General features: G+C 39.5%; 19 protein-coding genes. All 19 read right to left on the bottom strand.

Features of this window, described 5'->3' with window-relative positions; genetic code table 11:
- Positions 1-36 precede the first annotated feature (36 nt).
- A complete protein-coding gene (gene hpf / locus AC0UA9_RS10990; RefSeq protein WP_475660008.1) occupies positions 37-393 on the bottom strand; it encodes a ribosome hibernation-promoting factor, HPF/YfiA family in 357 nt (118 codons plus the stop codon).
- A 234-nt stretch (positions 394-627) separates the two neighbouring features.
- A complete protein-coding gene (locus AC0UA9_RS10995; protein ID WP_475660010.1) occupies positions 628-1,101 on the bottom strand; it encodes a phosphatidylglycerophosphatase A family protein in 474 nt (157 codons plus the stop codon).
- 50 nt (positions 1,102-1,151) lie between these two features.
- Positions 1,152-2,126, bottom strand: a complete 975-nt coding sequence (thiL, locus tag AC0UA9_RS11000; protein ID WP_475660011.1) for a thiamine-phosphate kinase — start codon at positions 2,124-2,126, stop codon at positions 1,152-1,154.
- A gap of 24 nt (positions 2,127-2,150) precedes the next feature.
- Positions 2,151-2,570, bottom strand: a complete 420-nt coding sequence (gene nusB, locus AC0UA9_RS11005) for a transcription antitermination factor NusB (protein ID WP_475660012.1) — start codon at positions 2,568-2,570, stop codon at positions 2,151-2,153.
- A gap of 10 nt (positions 2,571-2,580) precedes the next feature.
- Positions 2,581-3,045 carry a 6,7-dimethyl-8-ribityllumazine synthase gene (gene ribH, locus AC0UA9_RS11010; protein ID WP_475660013.1) on the bottom strand — a complete coding sequence of 155 codons (465 nt, stop codon included), beginning with the start codon at positions 3,043-3,045 and terminating at the stop codon, positions 2,581-2,583.
- Between the two features lie 169 nt (positions 3,046-3,214).
- Positions 3,215-3,901, bottom strand: coding sequence for an MlaA family lipoprotein (locus AC0UA9_RS11015; protein ID WP_475660016.1), 687 nt, complete (start codon positions 3,899-3,901; stop codon positions 3,215-3,217).
- Between the two features lie 201 nt (positions 3,902-4,102).
- Entirely contained in the window at positions 4,103-4,567 is a 465-nt protein-coding gene (locus AC0UA9_RS11020) for a DUF2802 domain-containing protein (protein WP_475660017.1), read from the bottom strand.
- 148 nt (positions 4,568-4,715) lie between these two features.
- Positions 4,716-5,210 carry a chemotaxis protein CheW gene (locus AC0UA9_RS11025; RefSeq protein WP_475660018.1) on the bottom strand — a complete coding sequence of 165 codons (495 nt, stop codon included), beginning with the start codon at positions 5,208-5,210 and terminating at the stop codon, positions 4,716-4,718.
- 98 nt (positions 5,211-5,308) lie between these two features.
- A complete protein-coding gene (locus tag AC0UA9_RS11030; RefSeq protein ID WP_475660019.1) occupies positions 5,309-6,097 on the bottom strand; it encodes a chemotaxis protein CheW in 789 nt (262 codons plus the stop codon).
- A gap of 5 nt (positions 6,098-6,102) precedes the next feature.
- Positions 6,103-6,876: a ParA family protein gene (locus tag AC0UA9_RS11035; protein WP_475660020.1), complete on the bottom strand. Its 774-nt coding sequence runs from the start codon at positions 6,874-6,876 to the stop codon at positions 6,103-6,105.
- A 15-nt stretch (positions 6,877-6,891) separates the two neighbouring features.
- Complete coding sequence (locus AC0UA9_RS11040) at positions 6,892-7,896, bottom strand: flagellar motor protein MotB (protein ID WP_475660023.1); 1,005 nt, start codon at positions 7,894-7,896, stop codon at positions 6,892-6,894.
- The gene (locus AC0UA9_RS11045) at positions 7,893-8,639 is read right to left on the bottom strand and encodes a flagellar motor protein (RefSeq protein ID WP_475660026.1); all 747 of its coding nucleotides are present in this window, start codon (positions 8,637-8,639) and stop codon (positions 7,893-7,895) included. Before AC0UA9_RS11045 ends, AC0UA9_RS11040 begins: the two co-directional genes overlap by 4 nt.
- The gene (locus AC0UA9_RS11050) at positions 8,632-9,789 is read right to left on the bottom strand and encodes a protein-glutamate methylesterase/protein-glutamine glutaminase (protein ID WP_475660029.1); all 1,158 of its coding nucleotides are present in this window, start codon (positions 9,787-9,789) and stop codon (positions 8,632-8,634) included. Before AC0UA9_RS11050 ends, AC0UA9_RS11045 begins: the two co-directional genes overlap by 8 nt.
- Before the next feature lie 32 nt (positions 9,790-9,821).
- Positions 9,822-11,948: a chemotaxis protein CheA gene (locus AC0UA9_RS11055; RefSeq protein ID WP_475660032.1), complete on the bottom strand. Its 2,127-nt coding sequence runs from the start codon at positions 11,946-11,948 to the stop codon at positions 9,822-9,824.
- Between the two features lie 13 nt (positions 11,949-11,961).
- A complete protein-coding gene (locus tag AC0UA9_RS11060; RefSeq protein WP_475660033.1) occupies positions 11,962-12,705 on the bottom strand; it encodes a protein phosphatase CheZ in 744 nt (247 codons plus the stop codon).
- A gap of 74 nt (positions 12,706-12,779) precedes the next feature.
- Entirely contained in the window at positions 12,780-13,163 is a 384-nt protein-coding gene (gene cheY, locus AC0UA9_RS11065) for a chemotaxis response regulator CheY (protein WP_475660034.1), read from the bottom strand.
- A gap of 55 nt (positions 13,164-13,218) precedes the next feature.
- Positions 13,219-13,938 (bottom strand): RNA polymerase sigma factor FliA, encoded by a 720-nt coding sequence (locus tag AC0UA9_RS11070; RefSeq protein ID WP_475660035.1) that lies wholly within the window; start codon positions 13,936-13,938, stop codon positions 13,219-13,221.
- 92 nt (positions 13,939-14,030) lie between these two features.
- The gene (locus tag AC0UA9_RS11075) at positions 14,031-14,873 is read right to left on the bottom strand and encodes a MinD/ParA family protein (protein WP_475660036.1); all 843 of its coding nucleotides are present in this window, start codon (positions 14,871-14,873) and stop codon (positions 14,031-14,033) included.
- Positions 14,874-14,930: 57 nt separating this feature from the next.
- Entirely contained in the window at positions 14,931-16,550 is a 1,620-nt protein-coding gene (flhF, locus tag AC0UA9_RS11080) for a flagellar biosynthesis protein FlhF (protein ID WP_475660037.1), read from the bottom strand.
- Between the last annotated feature and the right edge of the window lie 45 nt (positions 16,551-16,595).

The raw sequence follows: 16,595 nt of genomic DNA on the forward strand, positions 1-16,595 counted from the left end.
TTTTTTATATCGTGTTAATGATTTAACATGACATAATTATGATAAATTCATCTCTTGCACTATTTCATGCGCTATTTCAGGCGATGTCGTTTGTGGTTTTACGTGCATGTTCGCTTTTAACTGTCCTTTTCTATGTTTCAATGCTGCATCTAATTTTTTAATACCACTTGCAATAGCTGGGTACATAACATCGTCAGTACCTTTCACTGATATACGTCCGCCTTCATAGTTAGTGGTGAGATCCACTTGGTATTTATTGTGCTCTTTAGAGATAATAATATCCAAGGCAATTAGCGTTGGGAAGTGATTCGCTATTTTGGAAAGCTTCTCCTCTAGATCATTTTTAATAGAGGAAGTAATTTCGACGTGGTGACCAGAAAGATTTATTTTCATAGGTATTCCTTTTAACATTTACTTTAAACAATACAGTGAAGTAAAGCTGAGATTCAAAACGTTGTAATAAAAATGTAACGTCTTAATTAATAGCTGAGGGCATTAAAATAAAAAACAACCGTAAACTAATTTTATTTAACACCCTATTTAAAAAGTAGCTCATAATGCAGGGAATTACTATTGATTTAGAATAAGAAATTGTAACTAAAAAAGAAGGAGGGGTTAACCGCAGCGTTAAAAAATTAACTGCATGATAAATAAAGAAAATAAACCAGCAAGAATATCATCAACCATAATACCTAAACCACCAGTCATTGTTTTATCTATAAATGAAATAGGCCAAGGTTTTACAATATCAAACACTCTGAAAAGTAGAAAGCCAACTAACACACTTTGCCAGCTTATGGGCACCATAAACATGGTGATAAAAAACCCAACAAACTCGTCCCAAACTATCGCTGGGTGGTCATGTACACCAACATCTTTTGCCGCTTTCCCGCAAATATATATACCGGCTATACTCATGACAATAATCGCGATTAAATAATACATGGGTGTTAACTGTGCTAACAGTAAAAAAAGCGGTACAGCAGCTAATGTACCAAAAGTACCAGGTGCTTTTGGTGCTAAGCCACTACCAAAGCCTAAAGCTAAAAACTGAATGGGTTGTTTAAGATCAAAAATAACTTTTGTGGCGGGCTTATTCATAATAATAGCAGTATTGTTTAGTTTACTTCCTCAGGGTGGCTTAGGCTTATCTAGGTTTTTCTCTTGCTAGAAAAGTGCTCAAAGCCTGAGCTTTTAATTGGAACGGCTTTATTATTTAAAGTGGTAGAGATAGTCTGCGATGCATTCATTTGCCCAATACAGGTTATTGGCGTGCTAATTTGAGATAATGCGATTTCTAAGCCTACTTTTTTATCTTCTGCAACTGTAAATAACAATTCGTAGTCATCACCACCATTTAGTGCAAGCTCAATTGCATCTTCAAATAGGAGTGAGTTTTTCATCGTTTCAGATAAGGGAATAGCGTCTAACACTACATTTGCCCCAAGATTAGAAGCCTGGCAAATGTGTCCTAAATCGGCAAGTAAACCATCTGAAATATCAATTGCTGCTGAGGCATACTCACGTAACGCTTGTCCGGCAAGCACACGTGGTTTTGGAAAGTCTAATTTTTCTTGTACGTTGGCAATGTCGTCATTATCGGTTAACAGACCTTCTTTAAGGTGTTTTAATGCTAGAGCGGCATCGCCAAGGTCACCTGTCACATAAAGCCAATCACCTGCTTTAGCACCAGAGCGAGGTAAATAGTTATCTTCGGGTGTTAACCCTTGTGCTGTTATCGTGACACTTAACGGCCCTTGGGTAGTATCACCGCCTATCAACTGCACATTATAGTATTCACACAATGCAAATGCGCCCGAGCAAAACTCAGTGAGCCACTGATCGTTTACCTCAGGCAAGGTTATAGCCAGTGATATCCAACTGGGTTTCCCCCCCATGGCAGCAATATCGGATAAGTTTACCGCCACAGCCTTATGACCAATTGCTTTGGGTGTAGTCCCTAAAGGAAAATGAACACCAGCTACTAACGTGTCGGTGGTAACTACGATATTTTGCTTTTGTGTGCACGATATTACTGCACAGTCATCACCAATACCTAAAAGCACGTCTTTTCTGTTAATGGATTGCTTGGTAAAAAACTCTTTTATTAACTCAAATTCTTTCATAGCTTTAACAGTAACTTATTTGTTTCATTGGTCTTTAGGGCGAATTAACTTTACCGCCTTATCTAATACGCCATTGACAAACTTATGGCTATCATCTGCAGCAAATGATTTCGCTAACTCAATTGCTTCATTAATCACTACGCGATAAGGCACTTCTTGGCATTGACTTAATTCATAGATGCCAACACGTAAAATGGCTTTTTCAACATGGTCAATATCATCTATTGGGCGATCAACATGGGGGGAGATTGCTGAATCTAATTCAGTAACACTATTGGTAACCCCATGGAGCAACTGTTGAAAGTAGTCAATGTCAAAACGACGTTTAGCGTTATCCGTGATAAAGTTAAGCTCAATATCACGGACAGAGTTTTGACTAAGTTGCCATGAATAAACAGCTTGAACCGCTAGTTCACGTGCTTTTCTTCTAGGAGAAGGTTTCACAATAAGCTTCCTAAATTTGAGAGAGAACGTTAACCATTTCTAAAGCGCCAAGCGCCGCTTCTGCCCCTTTATTACCCGCTTTAGTGCCTGCGCGCTCTATCGCTTGTTCAATTGAATCTGTGGTAATAACACCAAAAGAAACGGGAATTTCTGCGTCTAAACACACTTGTGCTAAACCTTTATTACACTCACCCGCGACAAAGTCAAAATGTGGTGTACCGCCACGAATAACAGCGCCAATAGCAATAATGGCGTCAAACTCGCCTTTTTTAGCCAGTTTTTTTGCTGCTAAAGGCAATTCATACGCGCCAGGAACACGAACAACAGTAATGTCGCTATCAGCAACGCTACCATGACGCTTAAGTGCATCAACCGCACCGTCAAGCAAGCTATCAACAATAAAGTGATTAAAACGGGATACAACGATGGCAAATTTTTTGCCTTTTGCCTGAAATGAGCCTTCAATAATATTCATCTAACTGTTTCCAATAATGTTTATACCAAATTGATTGCGCCACTCCCTACAAATGTAGAGTTTTAAAATGGTATGAGTAAAAAATTTGCCGCAATTCTAACAAATTACGGCCAACTTCGGTATAGGTTTATCACTTATAACAAAAATAATCACTAAAGCTTAATGCAGCTTACTCATCAAAATCAAATTCATCTAATAAGGCGTCAATTTCAGCTTCTGCCTCTTCATCAACCACAATGGGTGGATTCCCATCATAAACACGGTAATTCATATTTTGAAAATAAGCATTTTTAATAAACTCATAAGAGTCTGTCGAGTTGTTAAGTAATTGCTCTTGATCTTTTACTGACGCTCTTTTTTCTAGGCCAATGACACCTAAACGTACTAAATTAGGCCAAAAATCAATCACAGCTAACGGCCAATATAGTCGATCAACATAATCGCCAACCTCTTCTCGAACTGAGCTTGGACCAATACCGGGTATCACCAGGTAAGGACCATCACCCACGCCATAACTACCAAGCACCTCACCAAACTCTTCTTGCTCTAACGACCAGTCATAATCACTGGCGGGATCGTAAAAACCTAGTAATCCTATGGTTGAGTTAAGTAAAAAGCGCCCTGTCCCTTTAGCCGCTGCCGTCATTTTCAATTGTAATAGGTTGTTAATAATACTCGACGGCTCGTTTAAGTTAACAGCCATATTATACAAACCCGTTCTTAAAAAAACGGGTGTGTGCTTGGTATAAAATTCAGAGGCCGGTTTCGCAACATACTTATCGGCATATTCCCATGTAAATGTCCAAAATGGTCTATTGATGACTTCTATGGGGTCTCTGGGATCACTGATAGCCATATTACTGTTAGGCTTACTGGCACAGCCAGAGAGAAGGAGAAAAGTGCATATACATAGGATGCGGTTGAACGGGGATAAATAAAACTTCACGGGCATTTTTCCTTGCCATGTTAAAACCAAAATAACAACCCAAGTAAACTCTGAAAATTTACGGTCAATTAAACGCGCTAGTTTAACTGGTTTTTATCTTGGAGAATACTATCACTGAGCTTTATTTTGGTAAACAGAGATTAACATTTCAACTTCTGCGTAAGGTAGTTCGCATTCCGTCATTATTTCATCAATATCTGCGCCTGTTTTTGCTAACTTAATGGCACGCGAATAAAATTTGTCGTCACCTTGGTCTATTTGTAGCTGGGATATATGATCTTTTTGCGAATTTATTTGAGTTTGAAGTGCCTTAATTCGATGCTCTAGCTGTTTAGAAACAAGCATGTTTTCAGTGAGGGCTTGCTCTTGCTTTAGTTTCAGTGCTTCTAGTTGCTTATGCAACTTGAGGTTGGTCGATTGTACATTAGTTACCAGTAATTCATTGGCTTGGCTTTGCGATTCGAACACAGCAAATTGTCTATTGTGCCTTTTTATTAATACGACAATAATAATAAGGCACAAAATACTGATAAAAAGCGCAAAAATAGCAATAATAGGGACAGCTAATAAAGACATAAATCGCGTAACTTAATAGTTTTCACTACAATCATAACTCGGGTTACCAACAAGTTAATTTACCAAGACCAATTAATACAGGCTTAATCAAGCCCTTTATCCGATAATTTAGGAAAAAGTATCTACTTAAATGAAGTACTTTTTACTATTAGAATTGTTTTAATTCATCCCACTCATCGTCAGATAATAGTTTATCTAGATCAACTAAAATAAGTAACTCACCTTCGCGGTTAGAAACACCTTGAATAAACTGAGCGCTTTCTTCGTTACCTACATTGGGTGCGTCGTCAATGTCAGAGGCTTTTAAGTAAACCACTTCTGCAACACTATCAACCAATATACCAATGACTTGCTTCTCTGACTCTATGACCACAACCCGTGTATTGTCGGTCACATCACAAGGCTCTAAACCAAAGCGTGAACGTGTATCAATAACAGTAACAACATTACCACGCAAATTGATAATACCAAGTACATAAAGCGGTGCCCCAGGTACTGGTGCAATTTCACTGTAACGTAATACTTCTTGCACCTGCATAACGTTGATGCCGTAAACTTCATTTGCTAACTTAAATGTTACCCATTGAAGCACTTCATCGTTTTCATCTGCTTTATCACTTGATTTTCGTCTTTCATCAGACATAATTCTTGCCCCTCAATTATTTAAAAATATTGGCTTAACATTATAAAACTTATTATTGTTATAAGTTTACGATTTAACAAAGCTTAATCATGACATTATTAATCATCTTGGTGAATTGTGCTACCGTCATTGAGTAATTGAATTAATGCATTTACATCAAGTAAAGCACACATTTTTTCTTTTACTAAGCCAGCTAACCATGGACGTTTACTTGGTTCATTTAACCACTTAACTTCATCTTGTTTTAATACAACAGTATCAACTAAGTTTTCTGCTGTTAAGCCCCAAGTACTGTCGCTTAACATGATAACATATTGATAGTTTAATGAACTTTTCATCTTTTCGTCACATTTTTCTGGCATTACCCAAAGCGCGGTATCAACAACATTAATTTTTTCTTCTCTGTGAAGCATAACACCTTTAAACCATTGAGGTTTACCCATTAATGTTGTGGTTTTATCAATATTATAAATCCCGCCTAGTTCAATTAACGGAACAGCAATGGTTAAACCACCAACATTAAAGAACAATGCTTGAAAATCACCTTGGCGGTACAGTTTTTGCTCAGGTGGCACACTGCCCCCTGCACTTTTTTCTGTGGCTAAAACCTCAGTTTTATCGTCAACAATAACGTCATCTGTTAGTATTTTATTACTGTCTATTGGTTCATTTTTGCTTTTTGTCGTAACTATGCCTGCTTCTTTTACAGTTAATTCGGCATTGACATTTTTCAACAGTGTTTCTAAACGTTGCTCTTCCAATGTTTTCTTTTTTGTACTCACGTCTAGCGTTGGTTGAGGGCTTTCTTGCATAAGTGAAGGTTCTGTCAATAACTCTGACAAATAGTTTTTCATCACTTTTTTACTTGCTGCTAAGGGTTTTGACATGGACGTTATACTTCTTTAGAGGCGATTAATAGATAGTCTAATAAGTTTTGGTAGGCAAAAACACCGCGTGAATTTGCAGCAAAATGAGACGGAACTTGTTGGGCTACACTCGCATTTCTAAAGTTTGTATCAACAGGGATGACACCTGGCCAAACTTTGTTAGGATAAGTTTCTTGTAACTGATGATACGCTAAAAGTGATGCTTTAGTTCGCTTGTCAAACATAGTTGGCACTATCGTATAGTTAAAAGGAGTCGTTTGCTCGGTCTGCATTAAGTCTAAGGTTTTGATCATACGATCTAACCCTTTTAATGCTAAGAACTCTGTTTGTACAGGGATTATAATTCGATCTGATGCCGCCAGTGCATTCACCATTAATACCCCTAAAATAGGTGGGCAATCGATTAAAACATAATCATAGTGTTGCGAGAGCTTGGACAGTGCCTTTTTTAGTACCAGCCCCATACCACCTTTAGCGCCGAACGCTCTATCTAATGTTGCTAAGCCCATCGTAGCAGGAAGAATATCAATATTACTGTATTGTGTTGGGCAAAGGCTTTGTAATATCTGCTCTTGTGATGCTACTTGAAGAAATAAATCATAAACACTGAGGTCTAGATCTTCAGACTCTATTCCAAAATAATAGCTTAACGAGGCATGTGGATCAGTATCAACAAGCAATACCTTTTTACCACATTCGGCCAATAAACCCGCTAATGCGATAGTAGTTGTTGTTTTACCAACACCACCCTTTTGATTTGCTACAGTCCAAACGTTCAATCGTTATTCCTATACTTAATTATTACTATCTTTTTGATTATTGATACCTTCACCACCCTGTAAAAGCGCTTCGTTGTCATTTCTTGTCGTTATTCTAATACCGCCATTGGGCAGACGAATAACTTTCACTTTATCAAGATGCTCATCAGACACTGGGGGACTGGTGATAACTTCAACTGCTTGCTCATCAGCAACTGAGCTATTTGATGCCTTAAGCCTTGCTAAGGCAAATTTTGAAATAGCTATCACTACTTTTCTATTTTTTGCACGCCCTTCAATAGTGTTATTATCTGCGGTTGGGTAATACTGCCCATAACCTTCAATAGCCATTCTAGCAGGGTTCATACCCAAGCTCTCTAACTTACGTAAGATCGCGGTAGCACGAGCAACCGACAACTCCCAATTAGATGAAAATATTTCAGTGTGTATTGCTTGATTATCAGTATAACCTCTTACCCGAACAAAATTGCGACTGTCACTAATAACGTCATAAATGATAGTAATAATATTGACGGCTGAATGGGTGGCTGATGCAGAGCCACTTGGAAATAATAAACCACTGTTGAGCTCTATTTCCAGCCAGTTTCCATCAATTTGTAATTGCGCGTATCCCGACTCAATTAAATCATAAAGTGCAAGCTGTAATTCTTCTTCTAATGCTATTAAGTTACTCCCAACTTCTGCATCTGATACCTGAGAAAGTGCCGTTTCGCCTTCTACTAATTCAGGCCCTGGGTCGTCAAGTATTCCATCACCATAAAGCCGCTTATTGCTATCACGGGTATTTACATTAAGTATCCCTTCCCCCTGACCACGGTTTTTTGTTTTAGTGTCATTTGCCTGAAAAACTTTCCCTACCGACTCAGTAATACGTTCAAAAGGTTTTTCATTTACCATTGCCATGGCATAAAGCACGACAAACAAAGCAAAAAGCAGCGTCATGTAATCAGCATACGAAACTAACCACCGATGAACATTGTCATGCGCTATGTTATGCCTTTTTTTACGCAAACGTTTCACTGCTGTAACCTAAAAGCAGATAACTTGTTTTCAATGGCGTGTGGATTTTCGCCCCGAGCAATAGCAATAAGCCCTTCATAAATTAGCTCTCTATACAAGGTTTGTTGATGTATTATTTCTTTTATTTTATTGGCAATGGGTAAATAGAGTAAATTAGCAAAAGCTACGCCATAAATTGTGGCAATAAATGCGGTTGCAATACCTTGTCCAAGTAAGTCTGGTGCTGTTAAGTTATTCATCGCATGAATTAAGCCTAAAACAGCGCCTAAAATTCCAATGGTTGGGCTGTACCCTCCCATAGATTCAAAGACATGGGCTGCGCGTAGGTTATGTTCTCGGTGTAGTTCAATATCAAGCTCAAGTGCCACTTGCATATTTTCTATTTCTACCCCGTCTACCAGTAAGCCTAAGCCTTTTTGTGTGTAGATGTCTTCTTCGTCTAATGCTTCATTTTCAAGCACTAAGTAACCTAGCTCTCTGGATTTGTTAGCCCAATTAAGTATTTTTGCTATACCTTCGTCGATATCATATTTAGGCGGAGTGAATACCCACTTTAACAAGGAAAATGCGTGAAAAAATTGGCTACTTGAAGATTGCAGCATAACGGCGCCTAAAGTACCACCAACAACAATAATAAATGCAGGCAATTCAAATAGAGCTGAAATAGCGCCACCATCTAACATAAAGCCTAAATAAATAGCAAGTACGGCAATTAAAAGCCCTGTTATGCTTAGCCTATCCATGCTTTATTTCCTTCAATACTGAGCTGGCAATGCTGTCTAAAGGTAAAGATAACTCTGAAATTCCAGCCACAGTAACGGCTTGCGGCATACCGTAAACAACGCAGCTTGGCTCATCTTGTGCCCATATCGTTGCACCACTGGTTTTTAACATGCGTGAGCCATCTCTACCATCAGCGCCCATACCTGTTAAGATAATGCCTAAAACATGACGACCAAACACTTTAGCCGCCGAACCAAAACTTATATCAACACTAGGCTTAAAGGTGACTTTTGCCGAGTTATCGTCAATTATTTTAATTTTTGCCGCTTTTTCATTACCAGTAATCAGCATTTGACGGCCACCTGGCGCTAGGTAGGCGCACCCCGGCTTAAGTACATCGCCATCACTCGCTTCTTTGACATTTATTTTACATAAGGTATTGAGCCTGTTAGCAAAAGCCTGAGTAAAGGTCGCCGGCATATGCTGAATCATAATAATGGGTAATGGGAAGTCTTGCGGCAGTTGCGTTAATATTTTCTGTAGTGCAACCGGCCCACCTGTTGAAGTACCTATGGCTAACAAGTGGTATTTTTTTCCTGAGGCACGCTTTAATACTGCAGAAGAAGGGCGGGTGCTGTTAATATTTACTGCTGAACTTGCAGCTAGTGGCGCTACAATGGGTTTTCTAGCGGAGGTATTTGGTTGAGGCTTGGTCTCTGATAAACGAGTAGCCGCTGTACGCGCTTTAAAGGTGGGACGTCGAGGAGCGCCACCTTTTTTGGCTAATTGTATAACCCGTTGGCGTAGTAAGCTTCCTGCCTCATCACTATTTTGTGCGATTTCACTAAATTTTTTAGGTAAAAAATCGAGTGCCCCAGCTTCTAGCGCATCAAGGGTTGACTGTGCTCCTTGATGAGTTAACGAAGAAAACATTAAAATAGCTGTTGGTGATTGCGCCATTATTTGCTTTACTGCAGCAATGCCGTTTAATATCGGCATTTCAATGTCCATTGTAATGACATCTGGCTTAAGAGAAAGTGCTTTTTCTACCGCCTCTTGACCGTTAATGGCAACATCAATGACGTCTAGTTGCGGATCTTTGGTTAAAATATCACTGACTCGTCGTCTAAAAAAACTTGAATCATCAACAACAAGCACTTTATAAGCCATTTATATTTCTCTACCTTTATAATAATTCTACTTTATGAATGCAGCTTTTTATTTACCGGTGATTTCTTCGCATAAAACTTTAACATGTTAGGTATGTCTATGATTAAGGCGATACCGCCATCACTTGTAATAGTTGCACCTGCCATGCCTGGTGTGCCATGTAACAGTCGATCAAGTGGTTTAATAACAACTTCTTCTTGGCCGATTAACCGATCCACGACAAAAGCAACTTGTTGGTTTCCTAATTGCACAATAACCACATGACCTTGCTCGAGTTGTTTTTCTTTACTGCCTCTAACTAACCATTGATCTAAATAAAATAACGGGATGGCTTTTTCTCGAACAATAACCGTTAATTGACCGTCAACATTGTTAGTTTTAGTAAGATCTAAATGGAATATTTCATTGACTGCAGCAAGGGGTAATGCAAAGGTTTGCTCACCAACCACCACCATTAAAGTAGGGAGTATCGCTAAGGTTAACGGTACTTTTATCTCTAAAATTGTACCTACACCCATTTCAGAGTCGATATTAACAGTCCCATTAAGTTGGGTGATTTTGGTTTTAACAACATCCATTCCAACGCCACGGCCTGAAACTTCTGATATTTCGGTTTTAGTAGAAAACCCTGGGGCAAAAATTAAACTAAAGGCTTCTTTATCTGGCATTTTTGCCGCTGCTTCTGCGTCAATAACCCCACGATCAATAGCGATAGATTTTAACTTTTCAGCATCCATTCCTGCACCATCATCTTTAATGGTTAACAAGATATGATCACCTTCTTGCGAGGCAGATAGCACAACACTACCCTGGCGTGTTTTGCCTTTAGCCTCACGCTCATCGGGCATTTCAATCCCATGGTCCACAGAGTTACGGACTAAGTGCACTAGCGGGTCGGCTAATGCCTCCACTAAGTTTTTGTCTAGATCGGTGTCTTCACCCTCGAGAATTAACTGTATATCTTTGTTAAGACTACGCGCTAAGTCTCTTACCACACGCGGAAAACGACCAAATACTTTTTTTATTGGTTGCATGCGGGTTTTCATGACCGCGCCTTGTAAGTCTGTCGTTACCGCATCTAGGTTTGAAACCGCTTTTGTGAGGTCTTCATCATCAGAAGTTAACCCTAAACTCGTTAAACGATTTCTAACTAAGACTAACTCCCCCACCATATTCATAATTTTATCAAGCCGCTTGGTGTCAACACGTACTGTGGTTTCTCCCTGAGGAGCAGCAGGTTGTGCTGGTTTTTGCGCGGCGGCAGGACTTGCTTTTACTGGAGCAGACGGTTGGGTTTTGGCCGCTGCTTTAGGTTTGTTGATTGGCGTAACAGCTTTTGCTGCAGGCGTGTTCGCACTAGGCTTTGCTATTGAAGCGCTCGCTGCTGTCGGTGCATTTCCTTTACCGTGCAGTTCATCAAGTAAACTTTCAAACTCATCATCGTTAATTTCATCAGAAGCGTTATTGTTTGCCGCTGAAGCGTTATGAGTATTAACAGAAAAAGCGCCCTGCCCATGGAGTTCATCTAACAATGATTCAAATTCTTCATCAGAAATATCAGTATCTGACTCTGTATTTTCTGGCGTACTGCTAGGTGTTGAAGCCGCAGTGTCGTTACTTGGCGCTGGAGTAGCTGAAGGACTACCGTTACCATGTAACTCGTCAAGTAAGCGTTCAAATTCATCTTCGCTCATCTCATCTGCGCTTACGTTCTCTTCTACTATAGCAGGAGCAACCTCTTGCACTACTGGGGGAGAAGTTTCTTGACCTTCTGGTTGACTTAAACGCTCTAACTCTGCGAGCAGTTCAGGCTCTGCAGCGATCAGCGGTTCTCTATTTTGTACTAAGGCGAACATATCATTAACGGTATCAAGAGCCGATAATATGGTATCCATTAAGTCTGCATTGACAACGCGTTGTCCAGTTCGCAATAGATCGAATATATTTTCGGCACCATGACAAACATCAACAAGTTCGTTTAATGCAAGAAAACCGGCACCACCTTTTACCGTATGAAAGCCTCTAAAAATAGCATTGAGTAAATCTGCGTTATCAACATCATTTTCAAGTTCAACTAGTTGCTCAGATAGCTGTTCAAGTATTTCTCCTGCTTCGACTAAAAAGTCTTGTAGAATCTCTTCATCTGCTTCAAATGACATTAACTCACTCCTGTTAAAAACCTAAACTTGATAAAAGATCATCAACATCGTCTTGGTCTTCAACAACGTCGTCTCTTTCTTTTTTATTAACTATTGGCCCTTCAACTAAGTTATCACCCATCTTAGTGCTAACTTTTTCTTGTTTATTATCAGAAGAAATACCAAATGCTGTTAACATATTAATTAAACTGTCTTCAACTTCACGCACTAACTCAATCACTTTACGAATAACCTGGCCGGTTAAATCCTGAAAATCTTGCGCCATTAATACATCGGTCATTAAACTATGAATATGCTCTGTTTCTTTACCTGTTGTCGTTAGCAAAGAATCAATTCCTATACATAAATGTTTAAACTCTTTAACATCTATTGCGTTATTCATCAGTTTAGTCCAAGCAGGGTTCACTGCTTGAATTTGACTAGAAATATTGTCAATCACGGGAAATATTGACTCAACAGCATCCATGGTTTTATTGGCAGCTTCTTCCGTGCGGGTAATAACATAACTTAACCGCTCTTTAGCATCAGGAATATCGGCTGTTGCTAAATCATTTAATCTAGAATCCAACTGAAAATTTGTTAAAGAGTCATGTAATTGACGCGTTAATTTGCCGATTTCCGCAAATAATTCTGAGTTGATTGGGTTTTGGATGTCAGCAATCAGCGCATCAGCCTTGTCTTGCTGATCATTTTCTAAAAACTCAACCAAAGATTTGGCCTGTTCTAATGAAACACGCCCTGTTCTTGCCATATTCATGCAAAGTCCTTAATGCTTAAATTAACGCTATTTATTCTGATTAACTAACGATAATTTACTCAATTAAACAAAGACTACCCTAGACGTTCAAAGATTTTATCTAGTTTAGTTTTTAGTGTCGCGGCCGTGAAAGGTTTAACAATATAACCATTAACGCCAGCCTGAGCTGCCATCACAATTTGCTCTTTTTTAGCTTCTGCTGTAATCAGTAATACCGGTATATGGGCTAATTTAGCATCTGCGCGTATTGCCTTTAATAGGTCAATGCCCTGCATGCCTGGCATATTCCAGTCGGTGACGACAAAATCAAAATCTCCGCTTTGCAGCATAGGTAAGGCTGTACTACCATCATCCGCCTCTTGAATGTTGGTAAAGCCTAAATCGCGTAATAAGTTCTTCACTATACGTCTCATGGTTGAAAAATCATCAACAACAAGCACTTTCATATTTTTATCCAAGGCACCCTCCGGCTACACATTCAAATTAAATTGGTTATCACTGTTCTTATTGTACTTAACTTTGCCAAGATTGCATACGAGCTTTTAATCTATGCATTGCTTGGCTATGAATTTGGCTAACTCGTGATTCACTTACATCAAGTACTTGACCTATTTCGCGTAAGTTCAATTCTTCATCATAATATAAAGACAGTACTAAAGCTTCTCGTTCGGGTAAAGTACTTATACATTCACTTAGGCCTTTTTTAAAGGCGCTTTGTTCAATACTTTGATATGGATCGTTACTGTGGCATGTTTCATCAAACTTTAGGGCGTCATCGCTCACCCCTAAATCTTCAATTCCTATTATTTTACCAGTACTTACTTCACTGAGTATCTGGTGATATTCATTTAATGAGATATCAAGCTTTTCTGCAACTTCAACATCGGTAGCGTCTCGCCCTAACACTGCTTCTAACTGCTTAATGGCCTCGCTGACCATGCGACTGTTTTTGTGAACTGACCTAGGTGTCCAATCGCCACGGCGCATTTCATCTAGCATGGCGCCTCGGATGCGGATACCTGCAAAAGTTTCAAAGCTCGCACCTTTGCTGTTATCAAAGTTATTAGCGGCTTCAAATAGGCCAATCATGCCTGACTGGATTAAGTCATCAACAATGACACTTGCTGGTAATCTTGCCAACAAATGATAAGCGATTCGTTTAACTAAAACAGTATGCTGTTCAAGTAAGGCTGTTTTGTTAATTGTGTTATTGTAGGCTTTAGCTTTTACCACTAGTTACTATCCCACTTAAGTTTTTGGAAATAATTATCGGTTCATTGATAGGCAATATCTGATAACACTGAATTATAGCGAGTAATTAAGTGTTAGTAATCAAGTAATTGTTCAATAAAAAACTCTAAATGCCCTGAAGCCTGATGTGGTATAGGCCAGGTGCTAACATCTTTAGCTAACGCTTTAAATGCTATTGCTGCAGGTGAATTAGGAAAAGCCTCAACAATGGCTTGTTGTTTACGTACTGACTTTCTAATATTTTCATCAAAAGGAACAACCGCTACAAGTTCAAGTGCAACGTCTAAAAAGCGGTCGGTTACTTTAGTGAGTTTCGAAAATAACTGTTGCCCTTCTTTAGGTGTACGCACCATATTTGCAACCACTTTAAACTTAAAAACGCCGTGGTCACGGCTGAGAAGCTTCATTAATGCATAGCAATCGGTAATAGAGGTAGGCTCATCACATACAACCAAGACGACGTCTTGTGCTGCACGCGTGAAACTAAGCACCATATCTGATATACCCGCCGCAGTATCAACAATAAGCACATCAAATTTTGTTTTCATTTCGCTAAAAGCACGAATAAGTCCTGCGTGTTCGGCTGGCGTGAGGTCAACCATAGATTGTGAGCCAGAGGTGGCCGGTATAATTTTAATATTACTTGGGCCTGTGATAATGATGTCATCAAGCTCACACTCTCCCGATAATACATGAGATAAATTACGCTTTACTCTTAACCCTAGCATAACATCAACGTTAGCTAAGCCTAAGTCGGCATCGAGTACTAATACCCTTTTCCCTTGCTGCCCAAGGGCAATAGCCGTGTTTAGCGACACGTTAGTTTTACCAACGCCACCTTTACCGCCAGAGATCGCTATTACTTTAACTTTATTTAAATCTTGCATTTTTCTTAAGCCGCTCGCTTGATCTACCATTTATTACTTCTTATATTATCGCTTTATTTAAACTAAAATGCTGCTTTAAAAATACAGCTATACTGCCACCGTTTGCGAAACTGGCATTGGTCTTACGATACGCTGGACATTTGCTACATTGTTATTTGCTGACTTTGTTGCCATTTTATCTGCAAGCGTAACTAATTTCTCAGCATTTGCAACTTTAATATCTTCAGGCACCCTTTGTCCATCGGTAAGGTAGCCTATTGGTAAACCATTTTGGATGGAAGTCGTAATAATTTCGCCAACACTGATGCTTTCATCAAGTTTAGTATAAATACAACCCGACAAGGGAATTTTTTTAAAACGCTCAACATTTTCTTGCATCACTTGCTGTTGGCTATTGGCGGCTAACACTAAATAATTTCTTATTCTAACGCGTGTGTTAGCAACTAAATTTGCTAAATTTTCTGCTAAACGAAGGTCTCTTTGCCCCATTCCTGCGGTATCGATTAAGATTAATTTTTTTTGAGAAAATTGCTCAAGTAATAGATCTAATGCTTGGCTATCTTTAGCTAGCTTAACTTGGCAACCAATTATTTTGCCATAAGTTGCTAGTTGTTCAAAGCCGGCAATACGGAAAGTGTCGGTTGAAATAAGTGCCACTTGTTCATGGCCATGTACTTGTGAAAAACGTGCCGCAAGTTTAGCAATAGTGGTTGTTTTACCAACGCCGGTAGGGCCAACTAACGCGACAATCCCACCACGGTTGATAATATCATTTTGGGTAGTATTAAGTTGTTGACCAACTAACTTAGTGGCTTCTTGCCAAGCTTGCTCTTCTTGATATTGCGCAGGCACGTATCCCGCTATTTGATCGGCAATTTGCTCGTTCAAACCTAGCGTTAATAAACGGTTAACTAGCAAAGCCCGTTGTGGTTCTTTTTGTGCCATATCTTGCCACATAAGCCCTGATACCTGGTGCTCAAGTAACTTTCTAATGGAAGCCATTTCTTGTTGCATTTTATCAAAATCTTGTTGATTAACTGGGCTACTGGCTACAGTAGTGTTTGTTGGTGACTGCTGAGATTGAATTTTCATTGCCATTTGTTCAGCTTCAACACTGGTATGCTCATCATGTTGAGCGCTGTGGTTACTTGTCGGTGTGATTTCTGGTGCTGGGATAGTACCGTCAGGCTTGGAGTGACGTAAACGCTGGGTAAAGTTTCGCAGCTGACCTTCAATGGTGTCATCTTCAGGCATATTATGCGCTTGTTGCGAGAGAGTATTTTCTTCTGTCGGTGCTTGAGTTCCCCCTTGATGCTGAGCTTGTCTTTTTAATAACTCAGACAAGCTATCAGCTGGCGCTTGAGCTTGAGCCGCCGCAGTATGGTTTTGCATCATACCCAGCATCGCTTCATTTAATGCCGGTGCCGCCGCTGTAGAAAGACTGACCGTATCATTAGATATTTCCCGTTGGCTTGGATGACTAGGCACAGCAGCTTGATTAGTACGCTCGTTAGGGGCAGGGGCTGTTGTAGTGGTTTGTGGTGCTGAGGCTTGTGGCGCTGATTGGTTATAATCAACCGCTGCCATCAGTTCAACACCCTCAGGGATTTTTTTATTAGACATGATCACCGCATCTAAGCCTAATTCTTCTTTAATTTGTGCTAATGCGCTACGCATATCTTTGCCAACAAAACGTTTAATTTTCACAATTAATCCCCTTTTTATCATAACAAACTCGGTGGTCCAGTATTC

The sequence above is a fragment of the Colwellia sp. F1 genome, assembly GCF_056238625.1.

What these genes read in the sequence shown, in the direction of transcription:
- AC0UA9_RS10995 (WP_475660010.1), bottom strand. Translation starts at nt 1,101, where the DNA reads ATGAATAAGCCCGCCACAAAAGTTATTTTTGATCTTAAACAACCCATT.
- AC0UA9_RS11075 (WP_475660036.1), bottom strand. Translation starts at nt 14,873, where the DNA reads ATGGTAGATCAAGCGAGCGGCTTAAGAAAAATGCAAGATTTAAATAAA.
- AC0UA9_RS11055 (WP_475660032.1), bottom strand. Translation starts at nt 11,948, where the DNA reads ATGTCATTTGAAGCAGATGAAGAGATTCTACAAGACTTTTTAGTCGAA.
- ribH (WP_475660013.1), bottom strand. Translation starts at nt 3,045, where the DNA reads ATGAATATTATTGAAGGCTCATTTCAGGCAAAAGGCAAAAAATTTGCC.
- AC0UA9_RS11030 (WP_475660019.1), bottom strand. Translation starts at nt 6,097, where the DNA reads ATGTCAAAACCCTTAGCAGCAAGTAAAAAAGTGATGAAAAACTATTTG.
- AC0UA9_RS11025 (WP_475660018.1), bottom strand. Translation starts at nt 5,210, where the DNA reads ATGTCTGATGAAAGACGAAAATCAAGTGATAAAGCAGATGAAAACGAT.
- AC0UA9_RS11060 (WP_475660033.1), bottom strand. Translation starts at nt 12,705, where the DNA reads ATGAATATGGCAAGAACAGGGCGTGTTTCATTAGAACAGGCCAAATCT.
- AC0UA9_RS11045 (WP_475660026.1), bottom strand. Translation starts at nt 8,639, where the DNA reads ATGGATAGGCTAAGCATAACAGGGCTTTTAATTGCCGTACTTGCTATT.
- AC0UA9_RS11015 (WP_475660016.1), bottom strand. Translation starts at nt 3,901, where the DNA reads ATGGCTATCAGTGATCCCAGAGACCCCATAGAAGTCATCAATAGACCA.
- thiL (WP_475660011.1), bottom strand. Translation starts at nt 2,126, where the DNA reads ATGAAAGAATTTGAGTTAATAAAAGAGTTTTTTACCAAGCAATCCATT.
- hpf (WP_475660008.1), bottom strand. Translation starts at nt 393, where the DNA reads ATGAAAATAAATCTTTCTGGTCACCACGTCGAAATTACTTCCTCTATT.
- AC0UA9_RS11020 (WP_475660017.1), bottom strand. Translation starts at nt 4,567, where the DNA reads ATGTCTTTATTAGCTGTCCCTATTATTGCTATTTTTGCGCTTTTTATC.
- AC0UA9_RS11050 (WP_475660029.1), bottom strand. Translation starts at nt 9,789, where the DNA reads ATGGCTTATAAAGTGCTTGTTGTTGATGATTCAAGTTTTTTTAGACGA.